The sequence below is a fragment of the Micromonospora sp. DT231 genome, from assembly GCF_049847025.1.
Lineage (GTDB): Bacteria > Actinomycetota > Actinomycetes > Mycobacteriales > Micromonosporaceae > Micromonospora.
Map to the genome: position 1 here is coordinate 144,305 of NZ_JBNCNO010000011.1, position 14,485 is coordinate 158,789.

The window sequence follows — 14,485 nt, forward strand, 5'->3', positions numbered from 1 at the left end:
CGCCTGGGCCCGTCGCAGGCCGGTCAGGGGTTTGACACAGCCCCCGACGGGCGTCGTCGTGCCGTGCTGGCTCAGAAGGGTGGCGTGGCGGCCTCCGGTGGGGCGCCGTACGCCCGGCGGGCGTCGACGACCACGACGACGGCCAACACCAGCACCCCGACCGCGCTCGCGAACACACCGGGCAGGAACAGCAGTGGCACCGCCGACGCCGCCAACACCAGCAGGGCGATCCACCGGGACGGGGACACCCGCGCGAACACCTCGTACTCCAGGCGGGCCCGCCCGGCCAGGAACAGGGCCGGGCCACCGAGCGCCATGGCCAGCCACGGTCCCGGGATCTGTTCCAGCGGATGCTGGATGATCAGCTCGTAGCCGATCGCGGTGGCCGCGAGACCGACCACCATCACCAGGTGGGTGTCGGCCGCCGACCGGCCGATGGTGGCGGGGTGTCGGGCCTTCACCACCGCCTCGCCCAGAATCCGCCCGGCCCGTTGCACGTAGATCCGCCACAGCAGGATCGAGGTGGCCAACGCGAGCGCGAACGCCCACGCGTGCCCCGACTCGTACGGTCCCTCGCTGTACGCGAAACCCGCGACCAGGATCGTCTCGCCGAGCGCGACGAGGAAGAACTGCTGGTACCGCTCCGCCAGGTGTTCCCCGGCGATCTCCCACTTGGAGACCGTCGAGCGACCCAGCCCCGGCACCGGCCAGCCACACCGGGCGGCCAGGTACTCGAGGACCAGCGCCGCCGTCCAGAGCGTGACCTGCGTGTTGGTGGGCAGCAGCGCCCCGGTGATCCAGAGGACCCCGCTGACGGAGAACACCACAGCCATGCGGACCTTCAGCCGGCGGTACGGGTGGGCGCCCAACGCGAGCGACAGGATCACCGGACGGGCCACCTGCGCGACCACGTACGCCACCGCGAACATCAGCGCGGTCTCGCTGAACGCCCGGGGGATCGCCACCCCGAGCAGCATGCTGCACACCAACGCGGTGATCACCACGGTCTGCAGCGGCACCCGGTACGGGTCGTAGCGGCTCGTCGTCCACGCGGTGCCCTGCCAGACCGACCAGAGCGCGAGCAGCAGCAGCAACGTCTTGCCGCTCCCGGTGACCGCCGCCATGACGTGCTCCCGAGCCGGCCCGTCGGTCAGGTCCTCGAACGCGCGCGCCGAGATCCGGGTGAGCGCGAAGACGTACACCAGGTCGAAGAAAAGTTCGAGGAAGGTCGCCCGGCCCGGGTCGCGTTTGGCCGGCTCCAGGTGCCCCGCTGCCCCGGAACCCATGGTCAGCGGCCTGCGCCGTTGGTCCGGTCCACCTCGAAGTCGTAGCATCCGCGCCGGCACGGGCGACCGGAAACCGGCGATTCTGCCCAACCCGGGGATCTTGCCCGTACCCCCGTCAACGGGCACGATCGATCGGTGACGAATCGATGGGGCATGACGGTGCCGCTGGGCGGGCTCGCGCTGGCGCACCACGACGCGGCCTACGCGGCCCTCGACGAGGCCGGGTTCACCGACGTCTGGTCGTCCGAGGTCGCCGGGACCGACGCGTTCACCCCGCTGGCGCTCGCCGCGGCCTGGCAGCCGGGCCTGCGACTGGGCACCGCGATCGCGCCGGCCTTCACCCGCGGCCCCGGACTGCTGGCGATGAGCGCGGCGGCGCTGGCCGAGGCCGCGCCGGGCCGGTTCGCCCTCGGCATCGGCGCGTCCTCACCCGTGCTCGTGCGGGACTGGAACGCCGTGCCGTTCGACGAGCCGTTCCGCCGTACCCGCGACGTGCTGCGCTTCCTGCGCGCCGCGTTGCGCGGCGAGACCGTCGACGAGGCCTACGACACGTTCACCATCCGCCGGTTCACGCTCGAACAACCGCCGGCGGTGCCGCCACCGATCCTGCTGGCCGCGCTGCGCCCGGGGATGCTCCGGCTGGCCGGTGCGGAGGCCGACGGCGTCATCCTCAACTGGCTCAGCGCCGACGACGTGCCGCGGGCCCTCGCCGAGTTGGGCGAGCGGCGCGCCGGCTTCGAGGTCGCCGCCCGGATCTTCGTCTGCCCCACCGAGGACGCCGCGTACGCCCGAGCACTGGGCCGCCGGCTCATCACCAGCTACCTCACCGTCGGGGCGTACGCCGAGTTCCACCGCTGGCTCGGCCGGGACGAGGCGCTCGGGCCCATGTGGGCGGCCTGGGCCGCCGGTGACCGGCGCGGCGCCAACGCGGCGGTGCCCGACGACGTGGTCGACGCGTTGGTGCTGCACGGCGCACCGGAGCGGTGCCGCGCCGAGGTGCGCCGCTACGCCGACGCCGGTGTCGACGTGCCGATCATGGCGCTGCTGCCCACCCCGGAGATCACCGCCGGCGGCGCGACCGCGCTGCTCAACCTCATCGCCCAGCTCGGGGCCGACACCGTGGGAGCGTCCGCGTGAACCTCACCGACCGGATCGTGGTGGTCACCGGCGGGGCCGGCGGCATCGGCGCGGCGCTGTCCCGCCGCTTCGCCGCGGAGGGGGCCGCCGCCGTGGTGGTCGCCGACCTGGACGCCGCCGCGGCGGACGCCGTGGCCGAGGGCATCGGCCCGGTCGCGCACGCCATCGCCCTCGACGTCACCGACGAGGAGCAGGTACGCGACCTGGTGGCCGACACCGAGGAGCGCTACGGCCGGATCGACCTGTTCTGCGCCAACGCGGGGGTGACCACCGGCGGGGGAGTGGAGGTCGACGACGCCGGCTGGGACCGGGCGTGGCGGGTGAACGTGCTCGCCCACGTCTACTCGGCCCGCGCGGTGTTGCCCGGGATGCTCGCCAGGGGTGGCGGTCACCTGCTGCACACCTGCTCGGCGGCGGGTGTGCTGACCGCGGTGGGCGATGCCCCGTACACCGCGACGAAGCACGCCTCGGTGGGGTTCGCCGAGTGGCTCGCCATCACCTACCGCGACCGGGGCATCCGGGTCAGCGCGCTCTGCCCGCAGGGGGTGGACACTCCGATGCTCACCGACGGGATCGTGAGCGGTCATCTCGGTGCCCGGGTGGTCGCCGCGTCCGGGGCGGTCCTCACGCCCGACCAGGTCGCCGAGGCGGCGGTCGCCGGGCTGGCCGAGGAACGTTTCCTGATCCTGCCGCACCCGGAGGTCGCCGACTACGCCCGCCGCCGCGCCGAAGACCCGGACGGCTGGCAGGCCGGCATGCGCAAACTCGTCCGCCGTCTGACCGGTTAGGGCAGCGGGACGCGTCCGGCGGCCAGGAGATGGGCACTCGAACTGATCAGCGCCGGCTCGCTGCTGTAGAGCCGGGCGAGGTCCAACGCCGCGGCGAAGACCGTGTCCGCCGCCGATCCGTTCGCCGCCGCCTCCGCCGCGGTCCACGCCGGCCCCTCCACCCCGTGTACGACGACGTCGGTCAGCCCCGCTGCCGAGCACTCGTCGGTCAGTTCCTCGACCCGATGGAAATAGGCATGGGTGAAACCGATCTGTGCGTCGTTGACGCCGTCGGTGAGCAGTGCCCTGGCCTCGTCGAGCAGCCTCCGGTCCAGTCGCCCGGTGGCCGCGAAGTCCAGCGGGCCGGCGAAGCGTGAGATGACAGCGGCCACGACGTGACCGCCGGGACGCGTGACCCGGACGGCCTCCCGCAGCGCCTGTAGCCGATCGACGCGGCGCACCAGGTGGTAGAGGGGACCCAGGAGCAGCGCGGCGTCGTACACCCCGTCGGCATCGGGCAACGCACGAGCGTCGCCGACCTCCGCCTCGACCGGAGGCTGCCCGGCGCGGGCCTGCGCCACGTGACTCGGCACCAGGTCGACGAGGCGGACCTTGTAGCCGGCGTCCACCAGAGCCCGCGCGTACTCGCCGGTGCCCCCACCGATGTCCAGCACCCGGGCACCCGGGCCGGGCAGGAGATCCAGCAGCAGCTCCATCGTGCGGGTCCACTCCAGTCGAGCCTGCGGCCGGGCGGACAGGCGCTGGTCCTCGCGGTAGCGCACCGTGTAGTAGTCGACGATGTCGCTCATGTGCTGATCCACCCCCTGATCCTCACGGTCGCGCGTACGCACCGCCAGCATGTTTCGCGCAGCGGGCGGGCCGATCGGCCGCTCTCCTGGTCGAGATCAACGAAGCACTCGGCCGAGCGAGCGTGCGATCAGCGGCGGGCGCGGCGCAGGGGAGTGGGGTGCACCGACCAGAGGAGGCGACGCCACCAGGGACGCGCGGAGCGCAGGGTGTTGACATAGGCCATCGCCACCTCGGCGGCGCGGGCGGCCTGGTCGGGTGTCGCGGCACCCGGGGCGAAGCCCACCTGGTTGAGCAGGGCCGCCAGATCGTCGACGGCCGGCCCGTCGGTCGTACCGTCGGCGGTCGTACCGTCGGCGGTCGTCCCCGCACGGGCGGCGGCGAGGGTCTGGCGGGCGTGCCCGGCGACCTCGGTGGCGGCCAGGTCGTCCCCGACCGGTCGGCCGGCCAGCCGGAGCGCGTCGGTGACCTCCCGCCAGGCGCCGGCGATGCGCTGACCGGGATCGCCCCGACCGAGCCGGGCGCGGGTGAGCGAGCGGCGCATCGCCAGCAGGGTGAGCAGCAGCGCCCCCACCAGCAGCACCAGGCCACCACTGCCGCCGGCGACCAGCAGCGGCGTGGACACGCCAGCCCGGCCGGGTGGTCCGTCACCGGCGGCGACCGGCTCCGGTGACGCGCTCGGCTCCACGGTCGGCGCGGGCGCCTCCGACGGCGGCGGATCCTCGGGTGTCGGGCGGAAATCCTCCTCCACCGGCCTCGGCTCCTCGTTCGGGCGGGGCAGCGGGTCGAACGGCACCCAACCCAGCCCGTCGAAGAGCACCTCCGGCCAGGCGAACGCGTCACCGGCGAGCACCGGCCCCTGCTTACCGGCCCGGAAACCCACCACCACCCGGGTCGGCAGCCCGGACAGGCGGCCGAGCACCGCGAACGCCGCCGCGAACTGCTCCGACGTGCCCTCCTGCCCGCCGCCGGCCCGGGGCCCGAAGAGGAAGAAACCCAGATTCGGGTACGCGTGCCCACTCGGCGCGTCCGCCACCACCCGGTAGTGCTCGGCCAGGAACTGCTCGATCGCCTGCGCCCGCGCGTACGGCGCGCCGTTCTCCTCGGCGAGCTGCGCGGCCAGCCGGCGCATCGGGTCGGGCACCCCGTCGGCCACCCGCAGCACCCGGGCCACCTCCGCACCGGCGGGCACGTTCGCACTGGCCAACAGGTTCGGGTCCGGCTGCTCCTCGGCGGAGGTCACCGCGTACCGCAGCCCCGGCGTCAACCCCTCCGGCCGGATCAACGTCCCGCTCGCCGGGTCGTACGCCACCCGCGCGCCGCTGACCTCCCGGGGCGTCGCCACCGCGGGCAGCAGCCGACCGCTCAGCTCCGCCACGGTGATCTGCTGGCGGACCGTCTCCACAGTGCTGTCCCGGGACGGGGCGGCGGCCGGCAGGATCCGCCCAGCGTTGCGGTACGTCGCGCCGACCCGCCAGGTCACCCCGTCGTAGTCGCTGAGCACCGCCAACCGGATCCGCGCACCGCCGCCGGCGTTGCCGGCCGGCTCGGCCCCCGGCGGGGCGCCCACGGACACCTGGGGTGCGACACCGGCGCGCTCCGTGCTCACGTCGAGGAGCTTCTGTTCCGGGCGCAGCGCCCAGCCGGAGATCCGGATCAGCGGGTTCTCGTCGAGTGTCTGCACCTGCGGCGGCTCCACGTACCGGCGCGGGTCCACCGGCCGCCCGTCGACCTGGTCGGCCACCACCGGTCCGAGCAGCGCGACCAGCCCGACCACGAGCGCCACCCCGAGCGCCGCGCTGGTGGCCAGCCGCAGCCGCACCGCCGCGCGTACCCGAGGGGCCAGCTCGGTGCCCGGATCGGCGGCGGCCGACGCCGCGCCGGTGGGGGCCGCCAGACCGACAGCCGCGACCGCGACGAACGCCACCGTCACCCCGACCGCCGGGGCGGCATTCGGGCCCACCACGTAGAGGGCGGCGGCGTAGAGCCCCGCCGCCGGCAGGTAGCCCAGCAGCACCCGGCCGGTGCGCAGCGCGACCTCCGCGCCGGCCAGCCCGGCCAGCCAGGCGGCGACCACGGGCACCAGCACCGTGTCCGGGGTGGGCTCCACCGGGATCATCGCGGTCAGCAGCCGCGGAATACCGTTGCGCGCGGCATCGCCGGTGATCTCCAGCAGACCGCCCGGAAGCGCGGCCCGGTCGGCGGCCAGCCGCAGCGACCACAGTGTCCAGCCGACCATCGCGGCCACCGACACCGGTGCCACCAGCCAGGACGGCAGCCGCTGGGCGGCCACGCTGACCAGCACCGAACCGGCCGCCGCGCCGACGACCAGCCCGGTCAGCAGACTCCCCGCGTACACCCGGCCCAGCACCACCCCGGCGAGCGCGGTCAACCCGATCAGCGCCAGCGGGACCACCGCCGCCCGCAGCACCCGCACGGCGCCCGTCACCACCGGCGTACCCCGTCCCACTCGGCGGCGAACTGCGCGCCGTCCGCCGCGTCGACCACCACCAGGCCGGCCGCGCCCGGCGGCGTCGGCTCGGCCGCGCCGAACACCCCGACCACCACCGACGGGTACGCCCCCCGCAGCGCCCCGACGTGCCCCAGGTCCTCGCGCCCACCCGGCCCGGTCAGGAAGATCAACGTGTCACCGAGCCGGTCCTGGCGCAGCCGGGTGGTCGCCGCGCGGACCGCGTCGTCGGCGGCGGCGAGTTCGGCGGCGGCGAGCCGATCCAGCGGACCGAGCGCCGAGCCGCCCTCCGGCGCCCCGCCCGGCGCGGCCGGCTCCCCGCCGGCGAACAGCAACACCACCGGCAGGTCGGCGCGGTGCGCGGCGGTGACGATCGACGCCGCCGCCTCACAGGCCGACTCGAACGACTCCGCCACCTGACCCACCCGCTGCGGGTGCGCGGCGGCGCGGTTGTCCACGAGCACGATCAGGTGCGGCAGGCTGGTGTCCACGTTCTCCCGCACCATCAGCTCACCCACCCGGGCGCTGGTCCGCCAGTGCACCCGGCGCAGCTCGTCGCCGACCACGTACTCCCGCAGCGAGTCGAACGTGATCGAACCGTGCGGCACCCCGTCCACCCGGCCGTCGAGGCTGCGCCCGGCACCGCGCGGCACCGCCGTCAGCGGGTGCACCCGGGGGTACACCCAGACCGGCACCGCCGCGCCGTACGGGCGGGCCAACGCCACCAACCCCAGCGGATCGCGCCGGGTCACCCGCAGCGGCCCCACCGGCACCACCCCACGCCTGTGGGTCGGCACGTCGTAGCGGACCTCGGTGTCCCGGCCGGGCCGCAGACGCAACACCGGCACCGGCACGCTGCGCTCCCCACACCGGTCCTCGGCCAACAGGTTCGCCGACCGCAGCCGGCCCGCGTTGCGCACGGTCAACGTCATGCTCGCCGGCTCGCCACGCGCCACCCGATCCGGATCGGCGTGCCGGGTCACCGTCAGCCGGGGCCGCCAGGCCGCGACCAGCGCCGCGTAGCCGACGGCCGCCCCGGCCGCCGCGCCCAGCAACGTCAACTCGGGGTACGCGAACCGGAAACCCGTCCCCAGCAGCACCACGGCGGCGACGAGCAGCCCGATCCCACGGGCGGTGATCCCCATCGCGCTGCTGCCGGTCAGCCCTGCACCGGAGCGGGCTGCCCCGACGGCAGGGGCACCGGCACCGAGGCGACGGCCTGACGCAGCACCTCGGCGGCGGTCGTCCCGCGCACCTGGGCGTCCGGCGTCAACAGCAACCGATGCGCGAACACCGCCTCGACGAGCGCCTTCAGATCCTCCGGCATGATCCAACCCCGCCCGTCGACGAGCGCGTACGCGCACGCCGCACGGGTCAACGCGATCACACCCCGGGGACTGACCCCGACCCGCACCTGCGGGTGGGTGCGGGTCGCGGCGGCCAACCGGACCGCGTACGCGTAGAGCGGCTCGGCGATGTGCACCCGGCGCGCCATCCGGACCATCTCCCCGACGGTGGCGGTGTCGGTGACCGGGGCGAGAGCCTCCGGGGACCGCACCGTCGCACCCCGCAGCACCTCCACCTCGACCGCCTCGTCCGGGTAGCCGACGGACAGCTTCACCAGGAACCGGTCCAACTGCGCCTCGGGCAACCGGTAGGTGCCGTCCATCTCCACCGGGTTCTGCGTGGCCACCACCAGGAACGGCGACGGCACCGGGTGCCGGACCCCGTCCACGGTGACCGTGCGTTCCTCCATCACCTCCAGCAGCGCCGACTGGGTCTTCGGCGACGCCCGGTTGATCTCGTCGGCGATGACGATGTTGGCGAAGACCGGGCCCGGATGAAACTCGAAGTCCCGGCTCGCCTGGTTGAAGATGGTCACCCCGGACACGTCCGACGGGAGCAGGTCGGGCGTGAACTGGATACGCCGCCACTCACCCTTCACCGTGGCGGCGATGGCCCGCGCCAGGGTCGTCTTACCGACCCCCGGCACGTCCTCCAGGAGCACGTGACCCTGCGCGAACAGCGCGGTCAGCGCCAGCCGCACCACCTGCGGTTTGCCGAGCACCACCGCGTTGACGTTCTCGGCCAGCCGGGCGGCCAGGGCGGCGAAGCCCTGCACCTCCGGCTGGGTGAGCGGCTCGTGGGTGTTCACGGTCGGCGGTGCTCCTTGGCTGGTGGTTCAGCAGGTGGGCAGGACGTTGATGTCGTCGCCGCCCTCCAGGTTGAGCCAGGCCCAGGGAATGTAGTTCTTCCCGCTGTACTCGACCTGCACCCACCATTTGCTGCGCTTCTCGTTGTTGTAGATGTACGCGTAGACCTCTTCACCCGACTTCTTGCAGTACGCCTTCAACCGGGTGCCGGGCTCCGCCCAGCCGACCTGCTTGTCGTTGTCCTGCTCGGCGACCTTGAAGATCTCGTTGCCGTTGCGGCCGCTTCTGTCCTCGTCGCAGTAGGTCGACTCCGGCCCGGAAGCGCCGTTACGACAGGTCGCGATCCCGTACAGCGCGGGTGTGGCCTGGTCCCTCGTCGCCGTGCCCTTGCCGGCGGCGTTTGTCGCCGTCACCGTGAACGTGTACGCCGTGCCCGGCGTCAGGCCCGTCATCGTGATGCTGGAGCACGCCCCGGCCTTCGTCGGCTCACCCGGCGTGCTCACCGCGCAGGTGGCCTGCCCGCCGCCCGCGTCCACAGTGAACGTCACGGTCGCCCCGACGGCCGTCGCCGACGAGCCGGTCACCGTGACCCGTGGCTCGGCGACCGTGCGGGCGGTGGCGGTGGCCTCCGGACCCGGCCCCGCCTCGTTCACCGCCCTCACCTTCACGGTCACGTTCTGGCCGTTGCCCAACCCGGTGACCGTCGTGCGCGTGTCGGCCACCTCGCTGACCCGCCCACCGACGTCGACCAGGTATTTCGTCACCGGACGACCATTGGCCTCGGCCGGCGCCCACTGCACCGTGACCGCGCCCGGCTGGTTGGCGACAGTGCCGGCCCGCAGGTCGAGCGGCGCACCGGGCACCGCGAACGGCACCACCGTGTTGCTGACCGGCGACGCCGCCGAACCGGCGCCCTTGTCGTTGACCGCGACAACCGTGAACGCGTACTGGGTGCCGAACTCCAACTCACCGGCGGGCACCACCAGCTCCGTCTTCGTCGACTCACCGACCGGCGCGTTCGTCCCCGCCGAACTGGCCGTCACGGCGTACCGGGCGATGGTGTTGCCCTGGCCGTTCGCCGCCGGCCACTTCACCAGCACCGTGCCGTCCGGTCGCTCCTGGGCGGTCACGCTTGCCGGCGGATCGGGCACCGCGGCCGTCGGGATCACCGGGTTGCTGTTGCGCGGCGGACCGTCGCCCTTGGCGTTGACGGCGTGCACCGCGAACCGGTACGTCTCGCCGTTGGTCAGGCTCTTGACCTCCACCGCGCGTTGGTTGGCACCCACCTCCAGGCGCTGGCCGGCACCCTCCACCACGTACTTGATGATCTCGGCGCCGTTCGCGGCGGCCGGCCGCCAACTCACCCGCGCCTGGGCGTTGCCGGCGGCGGCGGTGACACTGCGCGGCGCGCTCGGCTTGCCCACCCGGGGCTTCTTCGGCGGGGGCGGCGGCGGGGCAACAGGTGGCGGATCGCCGCCGAGCACGTCGTTGGCGTACTTGTCGACCTCGCGCACCTGGTGCTTGTCGTCCACCACCCGAGCGGTCGACGCGTCGGGAGAGTTGATGAACAGGTGATTCTCCCGGACCTCCAGCTCCAGCGGCCCGTTCGCCCGCCCGCTGATCGTCTCGACCAGCTGACCACCCGTGTCGAAGGCGTAGATCTTGCCGGTGGCCTCGTCGGCGCAGTAGAACCGGTCCGCCCACGCCACCGCCGCACTGAGCCGGTCGCCCTCGCCCGGCACCGTGAAGGCCCGCTCCTCCCCACCGTCACCCACCACCAGCACCCGCCGCTCGGCGGGCACGGTGACCGGAACTCGCTGCCCGCTGGTGCGGGTGGGCATCGCCACCGCACCGGACAACGTCAACGGCGTCGGGTGGACCTTGCCCTGCTGCACCCGTACCAGCTTCCCGGCCGTGCGGTCGAGCACCGCCACCCCCTCGTCCAGGGTGGACACCGCAAGCTCGTGGCTGGCCTCGGCGACGTCGTACGACTCGATCTGCTTCGGGCTGAGCCCGGCACCGGCGGGCGCGGCCGAGGCCGGCGCGGACGGCAACGTGGCGGCGGTGATCGCCGAGACGGTGCCCTGGCTCGGCACCGCGACCCAGAGCCGGCCCTCACCGTCGAACGTCCCGCCGGTGATGCCCGGGGGATAGTGCACCGGCTCGCCGACCGGGGTCAGCGACCGCGGGTCGAGCTGCCGCACGATGCCCTGCACGGCGTCGACGACGAACGCCGAATCTTCGTGCAGAGCGACACTCACCCCCAGGCCGGGGGTGGTCCGGGTGGTCGCGGTGAGCTGGAGCGTGGCCAGGTCCAGTGAGCTGACCTGCCCCGTGTGCAGGTCACGCAGGACCAGCAGCCGGTCGGTCTGGGTGATCTGCATCGGGTGCCGGACCGCGCCGGGGATCTCGGTGCGGGTGTCCACCCGGGCGGTGACCCCGTTGACCCGGGCCAGCTCGCTGCGCGCCGCGCTCCACAACCACGAACTCGCGTCGTAGTTGGCCACCGCGTTGTCGGCCGCGCCGAGCCCGAGGACGGTCAGCCCCATCGCCGCCAGCAGCGCGGCCACCGTGCCAACGGTCACCAGCCCGCCGCGCAGCCGGGACCGGGAGCGGGGGGCGTCGGTCGGTACGGCGTCTTCGATGCTGGCCACAGCCGGCTGCCTCCCGTGAGTCGTGGCAGGTGGCGTGCCTCGCGGCCGCCCCTCCCCTGAGCCGGGTGCCATCATATGGCCCTGCTGGTGGCGGGGGAACCCGCACCGTCACCCCTGTGGATACCGAGCGTGTGCGCAGTGGACGCCCAGCTCAGCTCGGTGTCGGCCCGGCACGCCTCAGCTCGGCGACGGTCGGGCCGAGGGCCCGCCGCTCGGCGGGGTGGCGCGCTCCCGCGTCGTACAGACCTGTCCGGAGGTCGCGAAGCTGTCGGTGGAGTAGACCGCCAACACGGTGAAGCAGTGATCCACCCGCGAGTTCAGCCCGTTGACCGTGTAGCTCGTCCGCCCCGGGTCCACGGTGGCCATCACCCCCAGGGGCTGCCCGGCCCGACCGGCGGCGACCATGAACGGCACCGCCCCGCCGGACGGGTCCGTCCACGTCAGCGTGATCGTGGTCGCGTCGTCGCGGAGCTGCAGATCGCCGGGAGGTGGCCCGACCGTCGCCTGTGCTGTGGCAGTCGGCGTGGTCCCCGCGGGCGGCGGGTCGTCGCGGGTCAGCACCACCACACCCAGGCCGGCCACCGCCACGACGGCCACCCCGGCCGCCACCGCCGCGCCGATCAGCGTCGCCCGGTTGCGCCCCGACCCGCCCTCATCGGTGTACGACGGCCGGTAGTCGGGCAGCGGATGGTACTGCTGACCCGGGTACGGCACCTGCGTCTGCTGGTGCTCCCGAATTGGGTACTGATCCTGGCCCGGGTACTGATCGTGAGTCGGGTACTGGTCCTGGGGCGGGTACTGGGGGTGGGTCGGATATTGGTCCTGGACCGGGTACTGGGTGTGGGTCGGGTACTGGTCAGGGTGCTGCGGCGCCGATCGCGGTGCGGCCGGCAGCGGCCCCGCGGCCCCGGCGCCTGCGTCCGCCGACCCTGCCGCCCCGAAGCCTGCGTCCGTCGACCACGCTGCCGGGGTCGGTTCGGCCGACGGCACGACCACACTCGACTGCGCGGCGGCGGCCAGGGGCGACCTGGCGTCGCCCCTGGTCGGGTCGCTGTCCGGCTGGACGGCCGGGATCACCTCGGTCTGGTCGGACATCGCGGGCGGGGTCCGCTGCGTCGGTACCACCGGGGCCTCGCCGTCACCCAACCCACCGTCCACGCCACCGTCGTCCACGTCCGTCGGGGACCCCTCGGCGGAGCCGGCACCGGGAGTCGGCAGGGGTTGCGGTGGGGCGTTGCGGCTCCACGGCGGCGCGGTCATCCCCCACGGCGGTACGGGCGGCGCACTCACCGGAGGCGCGGAGACAGGGTGCCCGAAGCCGGGTGGGGCCGAGACGGGGTAGGCGTGGCCGGGTGGTGCGGAGACGGGTTGTCCGTGGCCGGGTGGTGCGGAGACGGGGTAGGTGTGCCCGGGTGGTGCGGAGACCGGTTGTCCGTGGCCGGGTGGTGCGGAGACGGGGTAGGTGTGCCCGGGTGGTGCGGAGTCGGGCTGTCCGTGGCCGGGTGGGGCCGAGACGGAGTAGGCCTGTCCCGGTGGTGCGGAGACGGGCTGTCCGTGGCTGGATGGTGCGGAGACCGGGTGGGGGTGGGTTGGTGGTGCGGACGTCGGAGAGAGGTGCGCCGGTGGCCCGGAGACCGGGTACCGGTGGCCGGGCGGCGTCGCGATCGGTGGTGCGGCGACCGGTGGCCCACTGACCGGGTGGGCTGGAGGTCCGCTCACCGGCTGCCCAGCGGCCGGGGACGGTCGGCCCGACGACGTCGCGTCGATGGCGGACGCGTCGCCCGGTCCGGTCGCTCCGGCTGGTCCGGCTGCGGCTCGTTCAGCCTCCTCGGCGAGGAGCGGCTCGATCTGTCGTACCTGGATCGTGGGGTTGTCCCACGGAGGTGCCGGCGTCCCCGACGCTGGCGTGGTGACGGCCGGCGTCGGGGCGGGTGGGGTCGACGGCCGGTGCGGCACGTCGGCCGCCGGGTGGGTCGCCTGGTCGCCCATTCGCTGTCGGGGCGTCGCGGTCGGCCCAGCCGTCGGTCGAGGTGGCGGCCGGTCGCCAGACGGCGGTGGCTGGCTTTCAGCCCTTGGCCGGGGTGGTTGGCCCTGGGCGCTCGACTGGGTTGGCGCGTTTTCCGCTCCCCATCGGAGCGGCTGGCTCTCCGGCACCGGCCGGGATGATTGGCTGACCGCTGCCCGGGCGGAACCCGGCGGTTGCTCGTCGACGCGTTGGCGGGGCGCCACCGCGGGTGCGCCGGGCCCCCGGCTGGGCTGCGTCGGCGTGTTCGGGGAAAGGCCTGGCGTACGCGGAGAAGAAGCCGGCGCTGCGGCGGTGTGGTCGGGTGGGTGGGGTGCGGCGGTGTCGCGTACCCCGGGAGGGGTTGCTCGGGGTGCGGCCGGCGGTGGCGGAGCCCAGGGGGAGTTGGTGGGCGTCGGGCCATCGGCAGAGGGACGCATCGCGGCCAGCGTCGCCATCGACAGCGTCGGGCCGGACAGCGCCGACCGGATGCCCGACTCCGCCGACGCGGCGACCGGGTCCGGCCCGTGCTGCTCGGTGGGCGTCGACGCGGACGGGCCCAGGTAGGCGCGGGCGGCGCGTACCGCCGGGTGGTGCTCCCCGAGGGTGGCCGGCCCGGCGGCGGCGACGCGGGTGTAGTTGCGTCGGGCCTCGTGCCGGTTGCCCAGTTCCTCGGCGACCTCGGCGAGTTCGAAGGCGAGCGCGAGCATCACCGGGTCGGAGTGCTCCCAACGCCGCTCGCCCGCCGCGAACGCCTCCTCCAGCACCCGGCGGGCGGCGAGCGGATCGTCCGCCTCGCGGTGCAGCCGCGCCAGCAGGTGCGCGGTGTGCAGCATCTCAGGATGATCGTCGCCGTACGGCGGGGGAGCGGATGCGACGGCCTCCGCGAGTAGCTGCCGGGCGGCCCTGAGGTCGCCCGTGGCGCGCAGGGCGAGGGCCCGGTGCTGGGCGGCTGCCAGGGGAGAGGGATGGGGCACGTGGCAATGCTGCCGTCAGAGGGCCGCCGGACGCTACCCGGACACGCCCCGGGCGGCGAGTTGACGGGGTGTACGCGGCCCGTGAGCGGGCCTTTGAGCAGCGGCGGAAGTGCCGAGAGAGGAGCGCCGGAAGGCGATGTGCATGATCCACGGACGGCGTGTACAGTAACTCCCCGTGCGGCCCGCCGTACCGACATCGGGTGGAAAGATCATCTGGTCGGCAGGGTAGGCT

The 14,485-nt window shown here is 74.2% G+C and carries 8 protein-coding genes and 1 pseudogene; 2 read left to right on the forward strand and 7 right to left on the reverse strand.

The window, feature by feature from the left end; translation table 11 throughout:
- Positions 1-71: 71 nt before the first annotated feature.
- The gene (locus ACPXBU_RS25440) at positions 72-1,286 is read right to left on the reverse strand and encodes a low temperature requirement protein A (RefSeq protein ID WP_425759939.1); all 1,215 of its coding nucleotides are present in this window, start codon (positions 1,284-1,286) and stop codon (positions 72-74) included.
- A gap of 153 nt (positions 1,287-1,439) precedes the next feature.
- Here ACPXBU_RS25440 and ACPXBU_RS25445 point away from each other — a divergent pair, with 153 nt between their 5' ends.
- Together ACPXBU_RS25445 and ACPXBU_RS25450 are read left to right on the forward strand one after the other, a co-directional pair.
- Positions 1,440-2,423 carry an LLM class F420-dependent oxidoreductase gene (locus tag ACPXBU_RS25445; protein ID WP_425760046.1) on the forward strand — a complete coding sequence of 328 codons (984 nt, stop codon included), beginning with the start codon at positions 1,440-1,442 and terminating at the stop codon, positions 2,421-2,423.
- Positions 2,420-3,211, forward strand: a complete 792-nt coding sequence (locus tag ACPXBU_RS25450) for an SDR family oxidoreductase (protein ID WP_393362555.1) — start codon at positions 2,420-2,422, stop codon at positions 3,209-3,211. Before ACPXBU_RS25445 ends, ACPXBU_RS25450 begins: the two co-directional genes overlap by 4 nt.
- Here ACPXBU_RS25450 and ACPXBU_RS25455 read toward each other — a convergent pair.
- The 6 genes and pseudogenes from ACPXBU_RS25455 to ACPXBU_RS25480 form a co-directional block, all read right to left on the reverse strand.
- A complete protein-coding gene (locus tag ACPXBU_RS25455; RefSeq protein WP_425759941.1) occupies positions 3,208-3,999 on the reverse strand; it encodes a class I SAM-dependent methyltransferase in 792 nt (263 codons plus the stop codon). The two genes, ACPXBU_RS25450 and ACPXBU_RS25455, sit on opposite strands and share 4 nt — an antisense overlap.
- Positions 4,000-4,127: 128 nt before the next feature.
- Positions 4,128-6,449, reverse strand: a complete 2,322-nt coding sequence (locus ACPXBU_RS25460; protein WP_425759942.1) for a DUF3488 and transglutaminase-like domain-containing protein — start codon at positions 6,447-6,449, stop codon at positions 4,128-4,130.
- A complete protein-coding gene (locus ACPXBU_RS25465) occupies positions 6,443-7,612 on the reverse strand; it encodes a DUF58 domain-containing protein (protein WP_425759943.1) in 1,170 nt (389 codons plus the stop codon). Before ACPXBU_RS25465 ends, ACPXBU_RS25460 begins: the two co-directional genes overlap by 7 nt.
- Before the next feature lie 14 nt (positions 7,613-7,626).
- Entirely contained in the window at positions 7,627-8,622 is a 996-nt protein-coding gene (locus ACPXBU_RS25470; protein ID WP_425759944.1) for an AAA family ATPase, read from the reverse strand.
- A gap of 27 nt (positions 8,623-8,649) precedes the next feature.
- Positions 8,650-11,274: a fibronectin type III domain-containing protein gene (locus tag ACPXBU_RS25475; RefSeq protein WP_425759945.1), complete on the reverse strand. Its 2,625-nt coding sequence runs from the start codon at positions 11,272-11,274 to the stop codon at positions 8,650-8,652.
- A 2,549-nt stretch (positions 11,275-13,823) separates the two neighbouring features.
- Positions 13,824-14,235: pseudogene (locus ACPXBU_RS25480) on the reverse strand (tetratricopeptide repeat protein); the annotation flags it as partial.
- Positions 14,236-14,485: the final 250 nt, after the last annotated feature.

Coding starts and splice junctions, on each gene's coding strand:
- ACPXBU_RS25455 (WP_425759941.1), bottom strand. CDS start 3,999: ATGAGCGACATCGTCGACTACTACACGGTGCGCTACCGCGAGGACCAG.
- ACPXBU_RS25465 (WP_425759943.1), bottom strand. CDS start 7,612: ATGGGGATCACCGCCCGTGGGATCGGGCTGCTCGTCGCCGCCGTGGTG.
- ACPXBU_RS25440 (WP_425759939.1), bottom strand. CDS start 1,286: ATGGGTTCCGGGGCAGCGGGGCACCTGGAGCCGGCCAAACGCGACCCG.
- ACPXBU_RS25445 (WP_425760046.1), top strand. CDS start 1,440: ATGACGGTGCCGCTGGGCGGGCTCGCGCTGGCGCACCACGACGCGGCC.